General features: G+C 57.5%; 15 protein-coding genes. 8 read left to right on the top strand and 7 right to left on the bottom strand.

The window, feature by feature from the left end; translation table 11 throughout:
• The first annotated feature begins 53 nt into the window (after positions 1-53).
• The 5 genes from AC6H34_RS31030 (at position 54) to AC6H34_RS31010 (ending at position 5372) form a co-directional block, all read left to right on the top strand.
• Positions 54-644, top strand: coding sequence for a biotin transporter BioY (locus tag AC6H34_RS31030; RefSeq protein ID WP_497541521.1), 591 nt, complete (start codon positions 54-56; stop codon positions 642-644).
• Positions 641-1084: a DUF1284 domain-containing protein gene (locus tag AC6H34_RS31025; RefSeq protein ID WP_497541520.1), complete on the top strand. Its 444-nt coding sequence runs from the start codon at positions 641-643 to the stop codon at positions 1082-1084. The genes AC6H34_RS31030 and AC6H34_RS31025 overlap by 4 nt, the downstream gene beginning before the upstream one ends.
• A 203-nt stretch (positions 1085-1287) precedes the next feature.
• A complete protein-coding gene (locus AC6H34_RS31020) occupies positions 1288-1887 on the top strand; it encodes a nitroreductase family protein (RefSeq protein WP_497541519.1) in 600 nt (199 codons plus the stop codon).
• A 903-nt stretch (positions 1888-2790) separates the two neighbouring features.
• Positions 2791-4425, top strand: a complete 1635-nt coding sequence (locus AC6H34_RS31015; protein WP_497541518.1) for an ABC transporter ATP-binding protein — start codon at positions 2791-2793, stop codon at positions 4423-4425.
• Positions 4426-5045: 620 nt separating this feature from the next.
• Positions 5046-5372, top strand: a complete 327-nt coding sequence (locus AC6H34_RS31010) for a hypothetical protein (protein WP_497541517.1) — start codon at positions 5046-5048, stop codon at positions 5370-5372.
• Positions 5373-5525: 153 nt separating this feature from the next.
• Here the strand turns inward: AC6H34_RS31010 and AC6H34_RS31005 are convergent, their stop codons facing one another.
• The 4 genes from AC6H34_RS31005 to AC6H34_RS30990 form a co-directional block, all read right to left on the bottom strand.
• Positions 5526-6428: a glycosyltransferase gene (locus AC6H34_RS31005; RefSeq protein WP_497541516.1), complete on the bottom strand. Its 903-nt coding sequence runs from the start codon at positions 6426-6428 to the stop codon at positions 5526-5528.
• A 12-nt stretch (positions 6429-6440) separates the two neighbouring features.
• Positions 6441-7484, bottom strand: a complete 1044-nt coding sequence (locus AC6H34_RS31000; RefSeq protein ID WP_497541515.1) for a glycosyltransferase family 2 protein — start codon at positions 7482-7484, stop codon at positions 6441-6443.
• A 96-nt stretch (positions 7485-7580) separates the two neighbouring features.
• Positions 7581-8711 (bottom strand): UDP-galactopyranose mutase, encoded by a 1131-nt coding sequence (glf, locus tag AC6H34_RS30995; RefSeq protein WP_497541514.1) that lies wholly within the window; start codon positions 8709-8711, stop codon positions 7581-7583.
• 87 nt (positions 8712-8798) lie between these two features.
• Entirely contained in the window at positions 8799-10052 is a 1254-nt protein-coding gene (locus AC6H34_RS30990) for a glycosyltransferase family 4 protein (protein WP_497541513.1), read from the bottom strand.
• 881 nt (positions 10053-10933) lie between these two features.
• On the opposite strand from AC6H34_RS30990, the gene AC6H34_RS30985 reads away from it, so the two are divergent.
• Positions 10934-12757 (top strand): hypothetical protein, encoded by a 1824-nt coding sequence (locus AC6H34_RS30985; RefSeq protein WP_497541512.1) that lies wholly within the window; start codon positions 10934-10936, stop codon positions 12755-12757.
• A 176-nt stretch (positions 12758-12933) separates the two neighbouring features.
• On the opposite strand, the gene AC6H34_RS30980 is transcribed toward AC6H34_RS30985, so the two are convergent.
• The 3 genes from AC6H34_RS30980 to qhpR form a co-directional block, all read right to left on the bottom strand.
• A complete protein-coding gene (locus AC6H34_RS30980; protein ID WP_497541511.1) occupies positions 12934-13680 on the bottom strand; it encodes an SDR family NAD(P)-dependent oxidoreductase in 747 nt (248 codons plus the stop codon).
• A gap of 16 nt (positions 13681-13696) precedes the next feature.
• Positions 13697-14422, bottom strand: coding sequence for an SDR family NAD(P)-dependent oxidoreductase (locus AC6H34_RS30975; RefSeq protein ID WP_497541510.1), 726 nt, complete (start codon positions 14420-14422; stop codon positions 13697-13699).
• 78 nt (positions 14423-14500) lie between these two features.
• Positions 14501-15541, bottom strand: coding sequence for an AraC-like transcriptional regulator QhpR (gene qhpR, locus AC6H34_RS30970; protein WP_497541509.1), 1041 nt, complete (start codon positions 15539-15541; stop codon positions 14501-14503).
• A gap of 311 nt (positions 15542-15852) precedes the next feature.
• Between qhpR and AC6H34_RS30965 the strand changes: the two genes are divergently transcribed.
• Positions 15853-17571, top strand: a complete 1719-nt coding sequence (locus AC6H34_RS30965; RefSeq protein ID WP_497541508.1) for an ABC transporter substrate-binding protein — start codon at positions 15853-15855, stop codon at positions 17569-17571.
• Positions 17572-17736: 165 nt separating this feature from the next.
• Positions 17737-18303 (top strand): substrate-binding domain-containing protein (locus AC6H34_RS30960; protein ID WP_497541507.1); only part of this gene is annotated, 567 nt, incomplete at its 3' end.

Raw genomic sequence — 18303 nt, 5'->3', positions numbered from 1 at the left:
ATGGAGTCATTAGCGATAGAACTTATAAATTATCTATAATTTGAAAGCCCGTCATGAACAGCATCGCAACTCAGGCCCCGAAACCTGTCTTCAGCCCCCTCGATCTGCAACATCGCCCGCTTCTCTGGCAGGTCGCGGCCGTTGTCCTGGGGACAGCCATGCTGGCGCTGTCATCCTATATCGAAGTGCCGATGGTGCCCGTGCCGATCACGATGCAGACCTTTGCGGTTACTTTGCTCGGAGCGCTCTATGGATGGCGACTGGGGATGGTGACCGTCATCGCATGGCTGGCCGAGGGTGCAGCCGGTTTCCCCGTGCTCGCGGGCGGTGCGGCTGGAGCACATCATTTCGTGGGGCCGACGGCTGGATACCTTTTCGCCTTTCCGCTTTCGGCCGCACTCACCGGCTTGCTGGCTGAAAAGGGCTGGAATGGCCGTCGCCCCCTTCTCGCCCTGCTGTCCATGGCTCTGGGCAATGTCGCCTGCCTTGCCGTTGGTGGCCTATGGCTCGCAGCCATGATCGGCCTGGAAAAGGCCCTCCTGCTTGGCGTCGTTCCATTCCTTGTCGGCGGTGCCCTCAAATCCGCCCTCGGCGCCGCCATTCTTCGATTGATGGTGCGGACCACGGTGTCGCCGGCAAAATGACGGTCCGCCTTCGGCCACATCACCTCCTTTGCCTGCTGACCTATGCAGGCAAGGGTTACAGCCCCGCCTTCGTTGCGAACTATGATCACATCGCCAGGAGACTGTCGGACGGAGAGGACATTGTCATCGTCGAGGGGCCGGACGAGATCTGTGCCCCGCTGCTCGACGGCGACGGTCCCCATTGCTGGCGCGAGAGCGTGAGGGATCGCGACAGGCGCGCAGCCGATGATGTCGGGCAGCTTCTTCACATGTCCATCGCGGAGGGAACGCGGCTCGAGCTTCCACCTGCGCTGCTTCGGCAGATGCGGGCCGCGTTTGCTGATGGTCGGGTTCGCGCAGCCTGCAGCGGTTGCGAGTGGTTCGATCTGTGCAGCGCCATCGCAGCCGACGACTACGACACAACGCGGGTGCATTCGCCTGGCTTTCACGCGCCGCGATGACGCTGCCTGGCACGCCGGCACTATGGCCGATGCGATCGGCCGAGCGGATCGGTTCACCAGTTTTCTGGTCGTCGTGCCACCGTTGCCTGCGCTCCTTGCATGGCTATGTTGCGCCGCAGCGCGTTGATCGCCACAGTCGCTCACCCTAGCCTGCCCTACCTTGAGCGCTTCGGTTTTCGCTCAGGTTCAATCAGGTGGTGACCATGTCCAATTCGTTCATTGATACAATCACGAAACGACGCACTCAGTATGCGCTCGGAAAGCAATTGCCGGTTCCCCAGCAGCAGTTGGCCAGCATCATTCAAAAAGCCGTTCGCCTGGCGCCATCTTCCTTCAACTCACAGAGCTCCCGCGTCGTCATCTTGTTCGGCGAGCACAGTGTCAGACTATGGGACATCACAAAGGAAGTTCTGCGCAAGATCGTACCGGCTGAGGCGTTTGCTTCAACCGAAGCAAAGCTCGATGCCTTCGCAGGCGGCGCCGGCACCATCCTGTTCTTCGAAGATCAGAGCACCGTCAGGGGACTTCAGGAGAAATTTTCGCTTTATGCCGATAAATTCCCGGAGTTCTCCGAGCAGTCATCGGGGATGGCACAATTTGCCGTCTGGTCTGTGCTGGCGGCCGAAGGCATCGGCGCGAGCCTTCAGCACTACAATCCCTTGATCGACGAGCCGATCGCCCAGGAGTGGGCCATCCCTGCATCCTGGAAACTGCGCGCCCAGATGCCCTTCGGCTCAAACGAAAAGCCGCTGCCCGAGAAGACGTTCATCGCAGACGACACACGCTTCAAGGTCTTCGCCTGAGGATAATACCGCAGTCGTCACTGCGGCGGGTCAAGTCCAGCGCGATATCGGCTTTGCCGAAATTGCCACCCATGGGCGTCAGCGCTGCCCGAATAGAACGGGCAGCGCCATGAGATTGGTCATTTAGATTTCGCGAGGCGAAGGCAGAAACGGCTCGTCAAACCTGGGGGCTTCCGAGGGATACCCTTCAGGATCCTCGACTGGCTCCTCCGCGGGGTCTTCCTGCGGCGTCTCCGGCTCGATCGGCTCGGGCTCTTCGGGCACTCTCGGCGGATCTGCTTGTTCTGACATCGGCATCGGGACCTCCTGGCTCGTGGATCGGGCGTCAGAATAATATGTACAGGAGTCGTGATCCAACTCCTGCCTGCCTTGTACATATCCGTCGAACTTTTCCTGTCGTCTCCCCCTCCCCGCTCGCGAGAGCTTTCGATGCACGCCGGCGGCCATTCGGTCGTTGACGACGTACCTGCACCCTCGACATGCATCTCATCGATCCCCTGAATGCTGCCACACCGATCGATTCACAGAATGAACTGGGTCGGCGCGATCCGCCGGGCAATCGTCCTTAGATCGCGTAGAAAATACTTCGGCCGAGATCCAGAAGCTCTGCGATTTCACGAGGTTAGACTTGTCGTTAAAGCACACCAGGACCATGCGGAGCCTTTGCGGTCGCGATGCGGCTGGCAAAGAGCCCGAAATTGGCTGCTGTTGGAATTTAGGTTTTGTAGGAAAGGCTCCCATACGCTAATACGCTATCGAAGTTTAATTCCGTTGAGATTGTCGATTATTCCTTTGGGAAAGGAGCAGTCCCAACATTCTGGTGTCTGAATGTTTTTTCGTTTCCTACGTGGATATAAGCTAGCTTCGTCTGGAAGAATGTTACCATTGGCATGGAGATTGCTAATGGAGCAAGGGCGAGTTCATGCTCGTGGCTATATCATTTCATTCATGTTCATGATGATCGCTGCTATCGCAACGTCACTCACCGCCTGGCTGATGCGCGATGTCATCAACCGGGTCTTCATCGACAAGAGTGCGTCGATGATGTGGCTGATTTCGGGAGCGGTAGTCGTCGCGTATACAGCAAAAGGTCTTGCCGGCTATGGGCAGGACATAACCCTGGCGCGAGTGGGGAATCGGATCGTAGCATCAATTCAGGAGCGCATGTTTGCTCACCTCCTGACAAAGGACGTGGACTATTTCTCCGGGCGCCACTCTACGGAATTCATCGCCCAACAGTCCTTCATGGCTGGATCCGCCCGCAACGCCTTGAACCTGTTGGTGACCGCCGTCGGGCGCGATGGCCTGACGCTGGTCGGCCTGGTAACCGTCATGGTACTCCAGGATCCATTCATGTCACTCGCGGCCTTTCTGTTCATGCCGGTCGCGCTTTTCGGGGTCCGCAAGCTGATTCGGCGCTCCAAGAAGATCATGGAGAATGAATTTCATTCCAACGCGATCATAATGGAGACAGTGCAGGAGGCGGTGCAGGGCATTCGTATCGTCAAGTCCTTCAATTTGGGCGGTTTCATGCGCGACCGCATGGAGAAAGCAATCAAGGCGTTCGAACTGGCCTCGACGAGGCTGAATGTCGTAAGTGCGCGTTCGAGCCCGATGATGGAGACGCTCGGAGGCATTACGGTCGCGGTCGTTATCTTATACGGCGGGTGGAGAGTCATTCATGACGGCCAGACACCGGGCGCGTTCTTTTCGTTCATAACGGCCTTTCTGCTCGCCTATGAGCCGGCCAAGCGCCTCGCCAAGTTCAATGTCGACCTGAGTGGAGCCCTGGTCGGCGTACGCATGATGTTCGACTTCCTCGATTCTCCCGGGAGCGAGCCCGAGAGGGATGGCCGCCCCGATCTTTCCGTCAGTCGCGGGGAAGTCGTCCTCAGGGACGTGACCTTCAGTTATCGCGACAACGTGCCTGTGCTCCGCCATTTCTCCTTCATGGCGGAAGCAGGGAAAAGCACGGCGCTCATCGGGCCCTCGGGCAGCGGAAAGTCCACCGTATTCAGCCTGCTTCAGGGCTTCTACAGGCCGCAGCATGGCGCTGTAGAAATAGATGGCCAGGACATTTGGACCGTAAACCTCACATCGCTTCGACAAGCGATTGCAGTGGTTTCCCAGGACGCTTTCCTGTTCAAGGGCAGCGTAAAGGAAAATATCGGCTATGGGCGTCTCGGCGCCCGTGAAGAGGACGTCGTGGCTGCGGCAAAGGCAGCTCATGCCCATGAGTTCATTCAGAAGCTCGATGGTGGATACGATGCGCAGGTCGGAGAGCACGGCACTTCTCTATCGGGCGGCCAGCGCCAGCGCATCGCTATTGCACGGGCCATCCTGAAAGGTGCGCCCATCATTTTGCTCGATGAAGCGACTTCGGCGCTGGATCATGAATCGGAGCAGCATGTCCAGGCCGGATTACACAATCTCGCACAGGGTCGGACGATGATTCTCATCGCACATCGGCAAGAGAGCTACGCGCATGTAGACCGCGTCGTGCATATCGAGAAGGGGATCGACGTCAGCGTCGGCTAGAGCGTTCTGTGTTTTGACGGGATCGACAAAACGCAAAGACGCGTCGAAAAACAAAGAGTTAGAGAAAAGCGTCGTTTCTGCCTAAACGCGCTTTGCTCCAGGTGTACAGCCCCGAATTGTTTGTAGCCCGTCGGCCATCCCGCAGGACGGCTGCTCCACGGCCGACGCAATCAGCGAACCGGCCAAACACGGCGCACCTAGCGCCCTAAGATCTATCTTCCAGTCATATCCATGAAGAGGCTACGAGGTGGGCACGGAGCTAATCGATGTTATACGAAGCGTGCTTGTTGCGCAGACGCCTTCCGCAGTTATTTCGAGATTGAGGCGAGGCAAAAATCTAAAGTTTATTCGTTTAAATTTAATTAGATACCAAGTATTCCAAACAAAACAACATTATTTATGAATTTATTCAAATATAATGTAATTTATATTAAGATATAAGTCGGTAGTTATACGAAACATACCCAACGTCATTTTAAAATTGGTACTAGAAATTATCCATAAGAATCGAATAAATACACGTTCCTGCTCCTCTTTGTCTGATGTCTTCCGGCACCGAGGCAGAACGGTATGAGTCCTGCCCAGGACTCACCACACATGGGTGTTCGTATGAGGCGATCGTGCCGCGACTGATCTTATCTATGACTGCGATCCTCTTCCTCGCCGGTACGTCGGTCGCGGAATGTCAAAGCTCCTCCATTTCCATCGCAAACGGGCTGGGGCAGATGCTCGGCTCGGAGGAAGAGTGCGGATTCCACTTCAATTCGGGTGCGGTAAAAGAGTTCATAAACAATGAAGTCGACGACAGCGATCTGAATTTTAACAAAGATATGCAATTTTACTCTGGAACAACAAAAGCTAGAATGCAATCATTAAGCAATACTGAAAAAATCAGCTGGTGCGAACAAGTAAGAAGATTGGCTAAGAGATTCAAATTCATAGAATAAATCGTTGTTGAGGTGAACTGTAGTCAAAATGGATTTATTCCTGATTTCGTTTTTATAGAGCGTGGCACCCTTCGAAAGATTTCATGCGTTGTGCCGGCGTCGGAAGGGGCCCCGACCCATCAGCAATAAGCTCGGCGTGATTAACGGTGGCTGTTACGGATATTCGACCAAGGGACGGAATCGATAACCTCGCAGAGTCGCCTTGATCAAGCGTAAGCGCAATCGCCATGCAAGAGGTGCTCTAATGCTACGAAAGAGTACCCTTCTCAAAAATTTTAAATACTTTGTCGTACCGCTGTTATGCCTTATAAAGGACGCTTGATTCCTGTACCCGAATTCAAATTTCCAGATATTCTGGCTATCCAGGTGCTTGATGTCCGGTATCATATTTTGGGATATCCTATGTTCGACGAGGCTGTCGAGGGCGAGGATCCCAGGTTCCTCCCGTGAGATCCGATATGTGAACTCGCTATCATCGAACCAAATAAAATATTGACGCAAAGGCAGACCAAAGGTCTTCACCGTCTCGCGAGAGACGAGCAATGAAACGAAGGACGCCTGGCGAACGGACAAATAGGGTAGGCCGCGCTGGGCCGAGCCCAGCCAATCCCGGGACAGGACGGGAATGTTCATACGGCACGCCGTCCCATCCCGCCACCGCACATTGGAGCATGCAAAGGCGGGGGAGCGGCCGCTGGCATTCGTCGCTGCATCCCAGGCCGCTACCAAGCGTGCCAAGGCGGTGGCATCGGCGATCGTATCGTCGTCCAGAAGCCAAAACAGATGATAGCCGAGTTTCCATGCTTCCTTCAGCCCTGCATGGAAACCGCCGGCGCCTCCAATATTTTCGGGCAGATACAACGTCCTGATGCGCGTGCTTCTTGCCTCGATCTCCTCGATCACGGCACGCGAACCGTCGGTGGATGCATTGTCGACCACAAGGATATCACAGCCCTGTGTCTGTCCCAGCACGCTGGCGAGGGCCTCCACCAGTAGACTGGCGCGATTGAAACTGACAACGACGGCACATATTCTCACAGCCTCGGGCCTAGTCATATTAGAATCCCATCACCGCCTGATCTCATTCCAGGCCGCGTGCTTGCGAGAGTGCGTGGCAAGCATGCGTGCCGATCGGACTGCGGTGCCCCATTCACCCATTGAGAGAGCAACCCTGAACGCTTTCTTCAACGCTGTGCGACGGGTCCTTCGCCCCTCACCGAGCAGGTGCGAGCCAGCGAGTTCGGGAAGAACACTCAGGTCTGCTGCTCTGACGGAGCCGCCGCCGCCCTCCATCGCCGCGAGCGCCCGATAGCCTCGTGCAAGAGTCGAAAAAATGGCCGGTGCGCGCGAGATCTCCTCGGCGTCCGGATCATAGGGCGTGCCGACGCTCACGCCCGCAAAGGGATCCGGCCGTCCATTGCGGCGCTCCAGGGAGCACAGCAACGCCAAGTCGCGCGAGTACGACTGGCGAAGCTTCCTTATCGCGCCAACCTGGGCTCCGTGGCGCCGATAGAGCAGGAATTTCTGCGCAAGATTGGCAACTTTTCCCACCTCTGCCACGCGCAGCCACAAATCGTAGTCCTCAGCAGCCTCGAAGACCGGGCGATAGCCGCCGAGGGCGAGAATGGCTTCCCGGCGCATGGTCACGCTCGGGTGAGCCAGAATGCAGCGCCCGGCGAACAGCGCACCGGCGGCCGACAGCGGATCGGTCGGATAATGGGTATCGCCACCCAGCTCGATACCTACCTCGTCAATGTAGGAGACCTGCGTTCCAACGACCTGGACATCGCAATTCTCAGCCAGAAAGCAGGCTTGTGCCTGCAAGCGGCCGGGCAGAGAGATGTCGTCCGCGTCCATCCGGGCAACCAGCGGCGCTGTTGCACAATGCAGGCCACGATTGAGCGCCGCGATCACCCCCAATGGCGATTGCCTGATGAGTTCTATCCGGTCTTGCCGCGGAAGGGCCTGAACAATCGCTGCCGTCTCGTCACTCGATCCGTCGTCGATCACGATGATATGGTTGAGGAGTGACGCATCGTTCAGGACGCTGTTAAGCGCCTGTGCGATCCAAGCGCTGCCATTGCGCACCGGAACGACCACATCGATCAGCATTGAGCCCCCGCCGCCCTTACCGCTTGGATCCCAATCTCGAACGGCAGCGTGGCGTGGCGACAAGGATGGCCTCGAGCCGTCCCGGCCGCTACACGCTCACATGAGCATGCTTTTGCTGAAGATCGACAGGGCATGCCCAACGGCCTGGTCCATGTTGTAGTAGCGATAATCGCCGAGGCGACCTGCAAACTGGACGTTTGCAGCCTCCCTGGCCGCGAACTCGATATAGCGGTGGTGCAACTTCAGGTTTTCGTCCTGAGGAATCGGGTAGTAGGGGGTGGTCTCACCGGGCTGGTGGACCCGGGGGTACTCGACGGTTACCGTTGTCGTGTTTCCCCATTGCCCTGTGAGATGGCCCATTTCGGTAATGCGGGTGAACGGCTGGCTGTTGGGATAATTGACGGTTCCAACCGGTTGGTGCCGTGCCTGCTCATAAGTCCGGAATTCGAAGTGAAGGCTGCGATAAGGTAAGGGGCCGAATTCGTAATCGAAAAACTCGTCTACAGCGCCCGTATAGATCGCATTGCCAAACGAAACTTCGTGAAGGACATCCCTATATCCTGTATTCAATTCAACAGAGATATTGGGGTGATCGACCATCCGATTGAACATCGCCGTATAGCCTTGGATCGGCATCTTTTGAAACGTATCGGCGAAATACCGGTCGTCGTATGAAATATTGACAGGAACTCTGGCGGTGACGGACGGTGATAACTGCTCGGGCGTCAGCCCCCATTGCTTTGTGGTATAGCCATAGAAGACACTGTCATAGATGAAGTCGGCGAGATCACGGATCCCGGCATGGGCCGACTCCTTCATCTTCAGGATGGGCACCTTCTGGCCAAAGCTGTAGCTGCTTGTCAGGAGATCCCTCATCTTCCGCGCCTCGGTGCTGGAGAAGAGAATATCCAGGGAGCCGAGATTGAAGGGAATCGGAACAAACCGACCTTCAATGAGACCGACCACGCGATGCTCATAGGGCAGCCATTCGGTGAATTCGGACAGATAGCGAACTACGGCGTCCGAATTGGTATGGAAGATGTGTGGCCCATACTGATGAAAGAGATGACCCGCTTCATTGGGACGATCATAGGCGTTGCCGCCAAGATGATCCCTTCGGTCGATCAGCAGGACTCGCTTGTCGGCTTGCGAAGCGAGGCGTTCGGCCAAAACGGCGCCGGTAAAGCCGGCTCCGACGATCAGCCAGTCATAGTGTTTCTTTTTCACGATTTCTCAGACCAGGAAAGGAAGACGTCTCCCTCCCGGGAGCGCACTGGAGCCGCGGTTGATGATTTGGCGACCGGGATGAAAACGTCACGGACCGGGGTGCGCTGCTGTCTGCGCCCTGAAAGCCGTGGAAAGGCAAAAGTCGTCGAGCTTGGCTGCAAGGGTCTCCAGCCCGAACAAGCGTTGCACACGCTCTTGGCCCCTTTGGGCCAGTCCCTTGCGTAGCGCGCCGTCTGCAATCAGATTGCTTATCGCACCTGCGATCGATCTCGGATCGTTCGGATCGACATACAGCGCGCAATCGCCGCTGATCGAAGCCAAGCCACCCGTTCCAGACGAGATCACGGCAGCCCCTCCTGCATGCGCTTCAAGGCACGTCCGTCCGAAGGGCTCCGCCCATTTCGATGGAATCACGGCGATAGCAGCCCGCTCGAACTCGGCCTTCACGTACTCAAAAGGCCTGTTGAGCTGAACATCGGCGCTATCACCCAGCGACGCGATGACAGATTGGATCTTTGCAAAATAGGACGGATGCACGTTCTCTTCGGACAGAATAAATTTTGCATTCCAGCCCGGCTCCACGGAAAGGACCCGTTTTATTGCCTGTGCCGCTTCCAGGATTCCCTTCTCGGGCGCAACTCTGCCCACGACCAAAATGGCATTCTCGCGAACTGGCTGAGCGTTCCACTTTCCGATGGCATAGCCGTTGTGAATTACACTTCGAGGAACACCTACGTCCGGCCAACATCGTTCGAAATGCTGGAGCACGAAATCACTAACAAAAGTAATACCTGCTAGCCTATTTAAAGATCTCACTTTTCTCCAATAACTGACCCTATCGAGAAGTCCTGCCTGGAACGTATTCTCTATAATATTGTGTCTCTGAAGAATTACTGGCCGTGTCACCTGTCTGTTGATCAGCGAAGCCGAAGGCAGGTGTTGCTGCACGATCACCACATCCGGCTCGAACTTGGCGATCTTCTCAGCGATGAAGCGCGTCCGCCTGAGCGTCCTCGCAACCTTATAGGACGGCATTTCCACCAGTGCCGGTGCCGGCAAAGGATCCGCGGCTCTCTCTGCAATCACCATGTTATTCTGGCGGCTGTATTGGACCATTTCCGATACGAATAGGTCGATCGAGGTGGCGGTTGAGTACGAATACCGCATTCCTCGAGGCAAAACATGACAGAGCTTGAGCGTTGTTCGGATTGCAGAAACATCGCTGAAAGGCCTGGTCTCGTCAGACGTTCGCGCCAGGGATAGACCAGCGAAGGGATCGCACCCCCATTCCGAGCGCTCGCGGATGGACAGCCCCACCGATCTCATACGAGCAGTACCCATCACATTTCAGCTCCAGAACTTCCTTAGGGGTATAAGGCGATTCCGAACTAGATATCGAGTCTAATTTTTCAATGAGCGCAGTTTTTATCTACTATATTTCTACTTTTAGAGCAATTTGTTCAAAAATGGTCAGATTTTGAAATTATAGGTATTAGATAAATATTTGAGTATGAACGAATTTATTCATATACAATCAAAACATTACAGTTAGTTACTTTAATCCTATCCTTTATATAATGTATTTCAAAAGGTACTATTCGATACCGCCAGCAGTTTGCTCAATTTTGTGCGCACAAATGACGGGGCTCTCGTTATCTCATACCATCTTGCTGGGATGCAGGTGGCACTTCGTATTTTCTATTCCACTCATGGCGGCAGACAATTTCAAATAGACTATATATTTAGTTATCATTTAAAATTATAACGAATAAACACAGTATTAATTAGATTTCATAAGAATAATGGAGCCTAAGGCAGCCTTTTTATCAGGCGAAATCCGAAACCTCCAAGCGATTGACGAACCTCGGATTACCCAGCAGGAATCTTTTCAACTACTCCCAGGCACGTTAAGCACTCCAAAAATGCCATCCAAAACCCACCACACGCTGGGAGACGACGAAAACAACTTGGCCCGCTTCTCCGATCAGCGAGACAAGAAGGGAGCCGAAGCATCCTCCCTTGGGGGTAGGCTGTATTTTGGGCCGCGGAGTGGACGCAAGTTCCATCTTCGGGCTAAACTTGGGTTTAGTGCAGCGAAGCTGCACCGATCCTAAGGAAAAACTCGGCTAAAAAGAAGCTGACTTCGGTGCAAGATCCAAATATTAGAGGCTTCCTCATAGGCAGGTTGTCGTTAGGACAGTCGTGCCACCGGCGTCATGGGATTGGGGGTTCTTTTGGAGGTTTTACAAAATTTTATATTTCCGGACGAAAGCCGGGCGGACCGCACGCCACTATACGTTGACGAATGGTTTGGAGGCCCCACTCTCGCGCAGCAAGATGGAACCCTGAAGTTCGAGGCTGGCAAAGGTGCTTCCTTCTGCAGCTTTTTCAACGTCTTCAGTCATCGAAAATGGAGGGAAATCACAGGCCTCGATGGGCTCGCGCTTCGGGTGAATGGATCCGGAAAGGTGAAGATTGCAATCCGTGCCTACACATTTTCCGCCGCTGCATGGGAGATCGTGTCGAAAGACGTTGATCTCGGGGATGAGCCTGGCGAGATCGACGTTCCTGAGTTCTCCAAATTAACGGGTGAGGTCTTGGCTGTTGCGCTGACTGCACTCGAGGGCGGCGCCAAGATAAGTGCCATGGCGTGGGTAACCCCCAATGAGCCGCGCCGAATGGTTGCTCTTTGTGGGGTGATAACGACGTTCAGGCGCGAGGAAGCCGTCACCAAGGCAATCAGGACTTTTGCCGAGGTGACGTGCGTCAATCCGCCGGTCGGTTCCGTCAAACTTTTCGTAATCGATAACGGGCAGACGCTGACGATTGAGCCGCCGGCCGGAATCACGATCTTTAGCAATCCCAACCTCGGTGGCGCCGGAGGATTTGCGAGAGGCCTGCTTGAGGCGACGGACGCCGCAGAATTCACACATGTACTGTTCATGGATGACGATGCATCCTGCGAGCCTGAAAGTGTTTGGCGCACACTTGCGCTACTTTCCTATGCACAGGATGCTAAGACGTCCGTAGCAGGTGCGATGTTGCTCTCCAACCGCCCTACGATCCAGCATGAAAAGGGAGCGATCTTCGACACGTCCGGTCGCCAACCGTGGATCTGGTCCGCTCTCAATCACAACCGCGATCTGGCTGATTTTGGGATGGTCTGTTCAAACGACGGAGCGGACCGTGCGAATTATGGCGCCTGGTGGTTTTTTGCCTACCCTCTAGCGAGCGTCAAATACATGCCATTCCCGTTTTTCGTGCGCGGAGATGATGTGGATTTCAGCTTGATGAATGACTTCCACATCGTGACTTTGAATGGTGTCGCCACTTGGTGCGATGACTTCGGCTTGAAGCACAGCCCCTCAACCGAATACCTCGCGAATCGAAGCTGGCTGGCTCTGTCGTTGATGCACTGCCCCAATGCGGGACGAATGAAGGCGTTCAAGCAGACCGCAAAGTTGGTCAAGCGCCTGGGGCTACGGTTCGACTATGCAAGTATGTACGCGGTTCTCGATGCTGTAATGGATGTCCTGAAGGGACCCGAGTTTTTCAAAAACACTCCTGCGCCTCTCGAGCAACTCGATAGAGTGAAATCTCGGAAGAATTCGACGGCGACCACGCGCGACGAATTTGACCATCTGACTTTGCGCAGGCCATTGCAGCGTCATGGTCTTATGAAAAAACTGACAATGAGACTCTGGGGATGGCATCCCTCTTTTCGCAACACGGACTGCGGAACGGTCGTGCATCGGCGCATCCCATGGGATTTCAGCCGCGGTAGCCTGAAAGGTGTTACTCTTACGATCTCAGGCAGCGGCATGAACCTGGAAACGACTACGATGAATCGACATGCATTCTTCGACGGAATGCGAAGGCTCGCCCGTATCGGATACCGGATTAAAGCGAAATTAAAGCAGGCAGGAAGAAAGTATCGATCGGAAGGCCCTGGGATCCGGAGCGAAGAATATTGGCGTAAGCAGCTCAAGCTGCCTGAACCAGGCAGCGCGAGAATGAGTCTGATCCGGGATCGACAAAAGCTCTGAGAGAAAGTTGGGCGGCCAGGAAACCGGCAACCGTAACTTGAGGGCCCAGTGATTGGATGCCGTCGACAGGTCGCCCTCCCCCCCTCCCAGTCACGGCCGACAAGCCATCGCAACGCCTCGATCCTTCACCAGCCTCACCGCCTCAAGCTTGAACTCGCGGCTGACGGCCTCCCCGGTCAGGCCAGCATTCCACCATCCACCAGAATGTCCGCTCCTGTAATATACGCGGCGTTTTCCGAGGCCAGGAACGCGACGGCCGAGGCAATGTCCGTTGGTTTGCCGAGTGAGCCGAGGGGAATGGATTCGAGAAACTGGTTCAGGAGTGCCGGATCGTTCTCGTAGAACATGGGCGTATCGATGACGCCGGGACACACTGTGTTGACGCGGATCTTCATGGGGGCCAGTTCCCGGGCAGCCGAGCGGGTGAGGCCACGAACCGCCCATTTGGTACCGGCATAACCGAAGGTGCCCTTATAGCCGACCATGCCGCCGATCGAGGACAGGTTGATGATCGACCCCCCGAGAGTCATCAACGGCGCGGCGCATTTCATGCCCCAGAAGATCGCGAATTGATTGATCTCGAACAGGCGCCGAAAGCCCGCCGCCGTTTCATCATGCAGCGAGGACGGGCCGTAGATCCCCGCATTGTTGACGAGTATGTCGAGGCGGCCCGCTTCTCGGGCAATACGCTCCATCATGGCGGCCCATCCAACCTCGTCGGTCACGTCGAGCCGTTGAAAGCGTGCCCGCGGGCCGAGGCTGCCAGCAAGGGCACACCCCTCTTCGTGCAGGATGTCGCCCACATACACGAGGGCGCCGTCGCCCGCGAGGCGTGTTGCTACCGCGGCGCCGATGCCGCGCGCTCCCCCGGTGACCAGGGCTATGCGTCCTGCAAGAGGGCCTGTATCGATCTGGTCGGTCATAGGATCCGCATTTCCGTTATTGAGCCGTAAAGCCGCCGTCGATAGCCAGGGCAGCGCCCGTCACGAAGGAGGCTTCGTCACTGGCGAGAAACAGAACCCCCGCTGCGATCTCCTCGGGCAGCCCTATGCGGCCCATGGGCGTCAAAGCCAGGGTTGCTGCATTCATCTCGGGCTTTTGAACCCGCACCATCTCGGTATCGATCAGGCCGGGCAACACGGCGTTCACCCTGACGCCCTGACTGGCATACGTGACGGCGGCATTGCGGGTCATGTTGATGACCGCGCCCTTGCTGGCATGGTAGGCGATCTGGCCGTGGCCTCCGACCTGTCCCCAGATCGAGGAAATGGTGACGATCGACAGCGGTCCCCGGCCGAGCATCAGCGCGGTCGCCGTGCGCATGCCGAGCAGCACGCCCGTCTGGTTGACGCGAATGATGCTGTCCCAATCCGCCAGCTTCACGTCATGGACGCCGGCCTTGGTGGGGGCGATGCCGGCAGCACAGACCAGGATGTCAATGCGGCCCGCGTCGGCGACTATGTCGCTGGCAAGACCCGCCCAATCGCTCTCCGAGCCGACATCGAGCCGGCGATAGACAATGGCTGGATTGTCGTAGCCCGGGTTCTGCCGCAGCACGTCGACGGCGATCACGCGGGCTCCTTCACGGGCAAGCACTTCGGCGCAGGCTCGGCCGATGCCACGATGGGCGCCCGTGACGACCGCAAACTTGTCCTTCACCCTCATATGCTCATCCCCTCCCCTAATTCGGCAGACGCAAGCGGACAGGATAGAGCCTGGAGGCGGACAACGCTTGACATCTGGTCACTGCCGTTCGCGTTTGGTGCGAAGCAGCCGCTCGCGCACCTTGGAGGGCGAAGCCGCGAACCAGCGCACGCAGGCGCGGCTGAAGGCGCTCAGCTCGGAATAGCCGAGGATGTCGGCGATGTCGCTGATCGGCATGCGGCTCTCGCCGAGATGGAGCTCGGCCAGGCGCCGGCGTGTGGATTCGACGAGATCCGAAAAGACCTGGCCATGATCGGCGAGCCGGCGCTGCAGCGTCCAGCGCGTCATCTGCAATGCATCGGCGACTTCTTCGATCTTCGGATAGCCGGCCGGCAACCGCGAGCGGATTTCACCCGCCACCTGGTCGGTGAGGCTGAGCGTACCGGTATTGCCCGCAAGCTGGGTCAGCGCCCTGCAGAGGCCCTCCATGCGATCGGCGTTCCAGCCCGGCATCGGTCTGGCGAGATCGCAATCGCGGAATACCAGGGCGTTGGTGGGCATGTTGAAATAGAGCGGCGCCTTGAACACGCCCCGGTGCGCCTCGATTTCATCCGGGCGAGGATGTTCGAAATGCACTTCGTCCGGCGTCCAGAGCGGCCCGAGGCAGCGACGGATGACATTGAGGTAGAGGCTCATGGTCAGCTCGGCATCCTGGCGCCGCTGCAGGATACGCCCATCGAGGATGCGGTATTCGAGACGGCAAAACGCCCCTACGCGACGGAAGGCAGCCTGCGTGTTCTGCTGGTGATAGGGGAAGAAGCGCACCAGGTTGTGCAGCGACGCGCCGAGGGTGGACGAGGCGAGTGCGATCTGGCCGATGAGACCAAGCCTCTCCGGCGTGAAGCTGTAGCCGAACTGCAGGCCGAAATTGTCATTTCTGGTCTGGCGTGCCGCCAGCTCTATCATCTCGCAATAACGGCGCAGGTCGAGGCTGACCCGACCGGTACGGACGCTATCCTCGTCAATGCCGGCGGCCTGGAGTATGACGCCGGGATCGGCGCCGTTGGCGACAATAAACTCCGAAATGCCGTTGGCCGCGCAAGACAGAATGCTGGCGGACGACATTACATTATGTGCCATTGCGAGCTCCATCGGCGTTGGACCAACAAGGGGGCGAAGCAGTCTGGTTGCCCGTTTGCGGAGTTACAGGCCGCGGAAGGGAGATTAGCTGGCCAAAAAAGCGGCAAAATACGTAAACCGACCGATGCCCTATGGCATGGGATTTGCTAATCCTGGGATGGGATGTCCATGTGAGGGGTTCGGGTCCGATGGCTGCAGCGAACCGATCAAGCCTGGTTCATATGAGAAGGCCCGGCGCCGCGGGGACGACGGTGCAGCATGTGCCCGCACTCTCTCAGCCAGAGGCCGTTCCGCGCCTGGGAACCCACCGCGTGGCGTTGACCGAAAAAGGCGAGATCGAGCAGATCGAGGGTCGGGACGCCGTCGCCTTCGTCTCGGCCCGCCCCGACCTTTGTGATTTCGCGGTGGCCCTGTTGCATAGCGGCCGCGAACTCGTGCGCTTCGTCTGGATCGACGAAGACAAGTCCTGGTATGCGATCCGTATCGATCTGGAACGCAAGGCCGACGATTCCTGCCGCGCCATTCTCTCTGCCGCTGTCGTCGTCCCGCCTTTCGGCCTCACGGCCCGGGAGCTGGATGTCCTCACCTTGATCTCCGGAGGGCTCGGCAATCAGGAGATCGCAAGCTGCCTGGAGACCAGCCTGCGGACGGTGACTACCCATATCGAGAAGATTCTGGTGAAGCTCGGGCAGATGAGTCGCACGGGCGCTGCAACCCTGGCGATCGACCTGGGCCTGCTCCGACTGCCGACCCCGGGTGGGGGCCGCAACCTGATGCCGCTGACGGTTGGCCTGGTCGACCAGAAGGCGCCCTGGCGCACGAGGCAGGCCAGGGGACAGGCACCCTCCGTGGAGCGACGGCCGATCCTGATAGGCACGCCTTTGTCGCTCAGCGGTCTCGCTTCCGCAGATGCCACCGAGATGCTGAACGGCACGCGCCTTGCTGTCGAGGAGATCAACCGGCGCGGCGGTGTCGCCGGCCGCAAGCTGGAGATTCGCGTCGTCGATTGCGATGTCGGTGATGAACGCGCCGTGACGGGAGCGATCCGCGCCTTGATCGACGCCGAGGTGGATGCGATCACGTCGGGCTATACCTGCTCGGAGGAACGGGTTCAGGATCTCCTTGCCGACTATGGCGCCCCCTATCTGCATTGCGCCACCATGGAGGCGATGGTGGACAGGGTCCGTCAGGATCGTTTCCGGCTACGCAACGTCTTTCAGCTCTGCCCGAGCGATATCCACTACGGCCCCCGTTTCATCCAGTTCCTGACGGAACTGGAGTGTTCGCGCCAATGGATGCCTCAGAGCCGTCGTGTCACGGTGATCCAGCCACGTTGGTCCCGCATGAATATCGGCTTTCGGAATCTGGAGAGATTCTCGGCCAGATCCGGCTGGAAGATCGATCTGATCGACGATCTGCCGCTTCGTAACATCGACTGGAGCGCGGTGATGGACAAGGTGCATCGCTCCGCTCCTGCTGCCATCTTCCTCGCCTATTATTTCCCGGAGGAAAGCATCGCCTTCCTACGGCAATTCCTCATCAATCCGGCCAATGCGCTGGTCTACATGCTGTACGCCCCCTCGGTTCCGGCCTTTCGGCAGCAGCTCGGCAGCGATGCGGACGGCGTGATCTGGGCCACGACGACCGGGCTCTACCAGGATCATCTCGCCCGCGGCTTCGCCGAGCGCTACGAGCAGATGCACGGCGTCAAGCCCGGACATTCCCATGCCGGACTTGCCTATGATCGCGTGAACATCCTCGCCACAGCCTGGACGCGAACCGACAATCCGAGGGCCTTCGACCGTGTGGTGCCGGAGATCCGCGCCGTAATCCATCGCGGCGTCAACGGTGCCTATTTCCTCGACAATCCCGGCCAGGTCGCGCAGGCCTATCCCGACACCTCGAACGATCCTTCCATCAGCCAAGCGCATCTGATCTACCAGATCCAGGAGGGGCGGCAGCGCATCCTATCGCCCCTGCCCTATGGCGAGTGTACTTTCCGCGCGCCGCCCTGGCTGAACCCGGAATAGGGGGACGACATCAAGTTGAAAGGGCGCGGCCGCTGCTCTTCCCGAAGCTGCATCCCGAACTTTGTGTTCAACTGTTAAATCGAAAATCCCGGGATAGAACATACTCGCTCCCCATCCAGAGAGCGGCCACGCAACGAGGGCCGCCTGACCAGATGGTGGGGATCCATGACGAGACTGTCCGATAAACTGCGCCTCTGCCTGCTTTCGACTGCTGCGCTCACGCTTGGCGTGGCGTTGCTCGCCGGCACCGGCAGCATACCGGCTCGCGCCGACGACACGTGCAAGCCCCACAAGATCGATCTTGGCGAAGGCAAATCCGTGCTGGGTGGCTGCGGCCAGCTCCATATCGCCTTCCTGGTCGCCGCCACCAACAACACTCATCTCCAGGCTGCGATCAAGGGGGCCAAGGAGGCCGCCCAGAAGATCGGCGCCACGCTTGACGTCTTCGATCCGAACTGGAGCGCCACCGTTCAGCACAACCAGGCGCAGAACGTGATCTCCAGCGGCAAGTACAATGCCATCCTCGGCGAGATGAACGACGGCAACCAGGCCTGCAAGATCCTCACCGAGACGGCCCTCCAGCACAATGTCCTGGTGGCGGTGGCGAACGAACCGATCTGCGACCGGGCAGCCAATGAAGGAGACGCGCTCTGGTCGCCCGGCACCTTGAACTACGTCGGCGGTTCCCAGGGGCGCGGCCCCTTCCGCGACTGGATCATGGATATCGCCAAG

The sequence above is a fragment of the Labrys sp. ALF-8 genome (genome assembly GCF_059699065.1).
The sequence above is the reverse complement of the archived record's forward strand: the minus strand, read 5'-3'. Positions and strand labels throughout refer to the sequence as shown.